This window comes from Sandaracinaceae bacterium, from assembly GCA_020633055.1.
Classification (GTDB): Bacteria; Myxococcota_A; Polyangia; order Polyangiales; family Houyiibacteriaceae; genus JADJJE01.
The window spans coordinates 1-4,744 of sequence record JACKEJ010000026.1; the positions used below are offsets into that span (position 1 = coordinate 1).

Annotated in this window: 5 protein-coding genes; all 5 read right to left on the reverse strand. The window is 70.7% G+C overall.

Annotated elements, in window-relative coordinates:
- Positions 1-353 (reverse strand): DUF4291 family protein (locus H6726_32755; protein ID MCB9662456.1); only part of this gene is annotated, 353 nt, incomplete at its 3' end.
- Positions 354-435: 82 nt separating this feature from the next.
- On the reverse strand, positions 436-1,758 hold the full coding sequence (locus H6726_32760) for a hypothetical protein (GenBank protein ID MCB9662457.1): 1,323 nt from the start codon (positions 1,756-1,758) through the stop codon (positions 436-438).
- A 99-nt stretch (positions 1,759-1,857) separates the two neighbouring features.
- Positions 1,858-2,760 (reverse strand): radical SAM protein, encoded by a 903-nt coding sequence (locus H6726_32765; GenBank protein MCB9662458.1) that lies wholly within the window; start codon positions 2,758-2,760, stop codon positions 1,858-1,860.
- Positions 2,706-4,025 carry an STM4012 family radical SAM protein gene (locus H6726_32770; GenBank protein MCB9662459.1) on the reverse strand — a complete coding sequence of 440 codons (1,320 nt, stop codon included), beginning with the start codon at positions 4,023-4,025 and terminating at the stop codon, positions 2,706-2,708. Before H6726_32770 ends, H6726_32765 begins: the two co-directional genes overlap by 55 nt.
- On the reverse strand, positions 4,022-4,744 hold a 723-nt coding region (locus H6726_32775; GenBank protein ID MCB9662460.1), incomplete at its 5' end, for an STM4013/SEN3800 family hydrolase. The genes H6726_32770 and H6726_32775, both read right to left, overlap by 4 nt.

Genomic DNA, 4,744 nt, shown 5'->3' on the forward strand with positions numbered 1-4,744 from the left:
CACGCAGCCCGGTCGGGCCCGTGCACGTCCGGCTGGAAGCTGCTCTCCAGCGCGCCGCCAAGGACGGCGTCGAAGCCCACGCGAGCAACGCGCACGGCGAGCACGCGCTCTTGGTCTACCTTCGTGGCCCACCCGCAGCGGTACATCATCCAGAGGAAGTTCGGCTTGATCCAGCTCATCCGGGAGAACGACCAAGGGCCACCGAAGCGCTGGTGCGCCACCGCCCAGTCCGCGATGGCAGCGTTGTAGGCCTGATAGACCACGACGCTCTCGTCATCGTAGTGCGCGAGAATGTGCCGGCCCGTGCTGGGCCAGCTCGCGCGCTGTTCGAGGTATGGGGCAACGGGCAACATCGCTCATGAGGCTACTCGACTTGGTGCCACGCGTGCCGGTAGCGCGCTCGGGCTGCGTCCTGCGCTGGCTTGCTTCGCGTCATCAGCGGTACCCCTCCGGGCAGGCCACCCACCCTGCCCCCTCGGATTGGGGAATCAAGAACACGCCCGGAGCTGCGCCAATGCTGGCGGCTGCGTCCAGCTCGCTGATGGACTCGCGGGGATAGCCTGGCGCCAGCGGCCAGCCCCGCTGCAGGAGGTGCACCGTGCGCTCGCGCGCTCCCCACTCGAGACGGATGCATACCTCGCCCTGCAGCGTGGGCGTGAGGTAGGCGCGTTGGCGATGCTCGACCTGGTCGCCGCGCACACCGGGCTCGCGCCAGCGCGCGCCAACACCCACGCGAGCGATGCGATGCGCGGTGAGACCACGGTACCGCCCGAGTCTCACCAACACCACCTCGCTCACATAAGTCTCGTCCGCAAGGCCGCCACTCTGGTCCCAGCGCCACTCCGTGATCCAGGAGCCCGCGTCGTCGCGCCCCAAGAATCGAGTGGGAGCAGAGGCCCTCAGCCGAGCGGCCCGGAGAGCGTCGCGCGGCGTGCACGTCCACACCCCCGCTTCGCGCAAGCATGCGCTGGTCTCTGCGGCGCTGTCGTCCTCCCAGTCCTGCGCGCTCATGGACACCAGGCTGGCCCCGTCGGCGGCGTCTACCGTGTGCACCACCAGCGCGTTCCACGTGAGCGCAGGGTCGGGTGCCGCGGCGCCGTCGCCGCGTGGCTCGGCCCGCCGCACGCGAATGCGCCCCGGGCGACGGGTGTGCGCGAGACCCGTGACCTGACCGCCCGCATGCTCGAGCCACTTCGCGATGCGCGTGACCGCCACTTCCCCGATGTAGTTGCGAACGTCCCAGCCCAGCGCGGGCCCCCGCGCCCCGCTGGAAAAGGCGCCGCTCACCGGTCCGCCTGGCGTGGCCACCTGAAAGAGCATCTCGGCCACGGCCCCCTCCCACGTCACAGAGAGCACGCTCTCGGGCACGGCCCATGTCGGCACGCATCCTGGAGTGGGCGTCGAGTCATCGCATGTGACCCCTGGTTGCGGCGCACAGACGATGCCCGCGGTGTGCGTGAGGGCAGCGCGCGTGCGGGCCCAGAGGTCGTCCAGCGCCGGGCCGGGCTCCGCGGGGAGCTCGCCCACCAGGCGGAAGTCGGCGGCGATGGTGAAGCAGCCGAACCGCTCGCCAGCGCGGAGGCCGTGGCCGATGCTGGTGAGAGGCATGGGCTCTGGCGCTGGGGTGGGCGGTGGTGGCTCGGGAGGCGCGGCGAGCGGTGCAGGGGGTTGGGCGGCGGGCGCGGTGGCACCGCACGCCGAGACGCACAGGAGGAGCAAGCACGCCAAGGGGCGCCCGGGGTGACAGAGCAGGGACATGGAAGGGGACCAGCGCGCGAACATGGTGCCTACTCCTGGGAGCCAGGTGACTATTCCTCGGCAGCGTGGCCGACGTGCAGCGGCCGACGCTGCCCCGCTTCAGATGCGCATGCGGGCCAACAGGCCGTCATCCACGAACCCACGGCGCAGGTCCAAGCGCGGCACGTTGGAGTAGCCAATCCAGCAGTCGCAGCTCAGGCGCGAGCACACCCGCGGCTGGAGCACGTCGCGCAGGTCATCCACATACAGGTTGCCGAGCACGTCATCCACGAAGTGGCAGCGCCGAATCGTGCCGCTGCCGTCCACGCTGATGGTGTCTTCGCCCGTCATGCACTCTTGGCCCCGCGTGAGATGGCGCTTGGCGTCCAGGTCGAACATGGGATCCAGCGCGCGCCATCGCTCGCGCTCGAGCTCGGTGTAGCGGACGCCAGGCTTCTGCGCGTTGATCCACATGGGCACGCCAGCCGGCAGGAGCCTCCGGAGCTCCTCCACCTGCTCGAGGTGCTGAGGGACGGCCACCGCGCCCACGCTCATGCGGGTACCGCGTGCGTGCAGGTCCTGGATCTTGGCGGCGAAGGCTTCGCCCGAGATCTCCGTGGGGTGCCAGGAGATCCACAGCGACACCCGCTGCCTGTCCGCCTCGTCGAGGAAGCCCATGGGCCCGGACGCGTTGGTCTGGATGGCCGCCTGCTTCACGTGAGGCGCGTGCGACAGCAGCACCAGCGCCTCGCGGTACCAGGGCCACACCAAGCCCTCGCCATAGGGCGTGAAGAGGACCTCGAGGCTCCAATCGCGCGCCCCGAGCGCCCACGCCACGAACCTCTCGAGCGCCGCGCGGTCGCGGGACAAGACGTCCTTCTTGGGCGGCCGCTTGGCGAACGGACAGTACGCGCACGCGTAGTTGCAGCTGTCGAGCGGCCCTCGATACAGGATCGCCAAGCGGGGGCTCACGCGGCCTCCCACGCCGCTCGGGCGCGCACGATGTCGTCGGACTGCAGCCAGTGTCCCAGCACGTCGGCCCGCTCGGTGCCGCGCTCGGTGAGCTGCAGCGCAGCGTCGCTCACGCTCACCAGCCCGCACTCCACGGCCTCCTCCAGCTCCGGGAAGTGGGTGACCACGTCCTCCCCGAAGCGCGCGCGGTACTCGGCCCGCACCACGCCGCGGTCCAGCAGCGAGAGCACCAGATAGCGCCGCTGCCGCTCGCACTCGCTGAGCCAGATGCCATGCCGCGCCAGCGCGTGCTGCTCGGGAGGCGTGGCCACCCAGTCTTCGATGCGCTCCCGCACCGCGGCCTGCGCCACGGCAAACGACGTGGAGTAGTGCAGCTGGCTGGCGTACGAACGCGCACCGGGCCCGAGCCCGATCATGCCGTCGTCCTGGCAGCGGTAGGCCGCGTGCGCGAGCTCGGCGCCAGGCCGCCCGGGCGCGCTGAACATGCGCATGGACGACTGCACCCAGCCGAGACGCAGCAGGTGGTCGCGCCCCGCGCGGTAGAGCGAGAGGCGCTGGTCGTCCCAAGCGCGCCGTCCGTCACGGCGCCCGAGGATGGTCAGCGGCCGCACGTACAGCGGGTAGAGATAGAGTTGGTTGGCCCCCAACCCGATCACCCGGTCGACAGACTCGCGCAGCGTGTCCGCGGTCTGACCTGGCAGGCCGTAGATGAGGTCCACGTTGCAGGTCACACCGAGGTCGGCCGTGGCCCGCACGGCCCACTCGACGTGCGCGGGCTGCTGCCGGCGCTGCACGGCACTGGTCTCGCTCGGGAGCACGCTCTGCACGCCCATGCTCACGCGGGTGACGCCGTGCTCACGCAGCACCGCGAGCTTCTCGCCAGTGAGCGTGGCCGGCGACACCTCGATGGACGTGGGCTTCGTGGCCCCGGCCAGCGAGCGCACCACGCCGAGCGCGCGGGCCAGCAGCGGTGCCTCCAAGAAGGAGGGAGTGCCTCCTCCAACGGCCACCTGAGCCACCTGGAAGTCTCCCAGGAACTCACGGGTCACCTGCGCTTGGCGCTCGAGCGCCTCGATGTAGCGCAGCTCGAGGCCCGGCCCGGGCTGCACCTGGGTGAACAGGTTGCAGAAGCCGCAGCGCTGCTCGCAGAACGGGACGTGCACGTACAGGAACAGCGCTCGCCGGTCCTCGTGCGACCAGAGCGTGGGCAGGTCCACCGCAGGTTCGAGCGGGCGGTAGGCCGTCTTGTGCGGGTAGGAGTACGCGTAGGAGAGGTACTCGCCGCTCTCAAGCAGCTCTCGGAGGCGTGCCTTCATGCGGCCTCGAGCTCCACTTCGGCGTACGGCACGGACCACACGGACTCGTGCGCGACGCGATGCCCCACCAGCCCGTCTTCGCCAAAGCAAGTGCCGTGGTCGCTGCAGACGATGCCCACCGCGCCTCCACGCGCGCGGAGGGCGTCAAGCAGCAGCGGCAGATGCTTGTCCACGTTCGCAAGTGCCGCGCCCTGCGTCTCGGTGCTCTCGCCCGCCGCGCCGCGCAGGTACATGCGTGTGGGTGGATGCGTGGCGGCCACGTTCACGAACACGAACGCGCGCTGCTCGGCTGGGAGCGCGCGCAGGCGCTCGGCCGCCAGCTGAAACTCCAGGCGCGAAGCGTGCGGGCTGGTGACGCCCATCTCGTGGGTCCAGTGGGCCTCGTCGAAGCGGGCTGGCAGCACGCCGCCGAGCGCGGACGCAGGGTTGAAGAAGCCCGTGCCACCGATGGAGAGCGTGTGATAGCCCGCTGCCCGCAGCGCGCTCACGATGCACGGGCCGTCTAGGACCAGCGTGCTCTGGTTCACTGTGCGCGAGCCGGGGAAACGCAGCGCCAAGGGACGTGCATGCGCCGCGCCATCCACCGGCGTGGGGAAGAAGCCCGCGAAGAACGCCTGGTGCGCTGCGAAGGTGAACGTGGCTGGCGTGTGGCGTCGCTCGAACCCACTGCTAGGCAAGAGCGCGCTCAGGTTGGGGGCCCGGCCCGCGGCCAAGGTGTC

What these genes read in the sequence shown, in the direction of transcription:
- H6726_32760 (MCB9662457.1), bottom strand. Translation starts at nt 1,758, where the DNA reads ATGTCCCTGCTCTGTCACCCCGGGCGCCCCTTGGCGTGCTTGCTCCTC.
- H6726_32770 (MCB9662459.1), bottom strand. Translation starts at nt 4,025, where the DNA reads ATGAAGGCACGCCTCCGAGAGCTGCTTGAGAGCGGCGAGTACCTCTCC.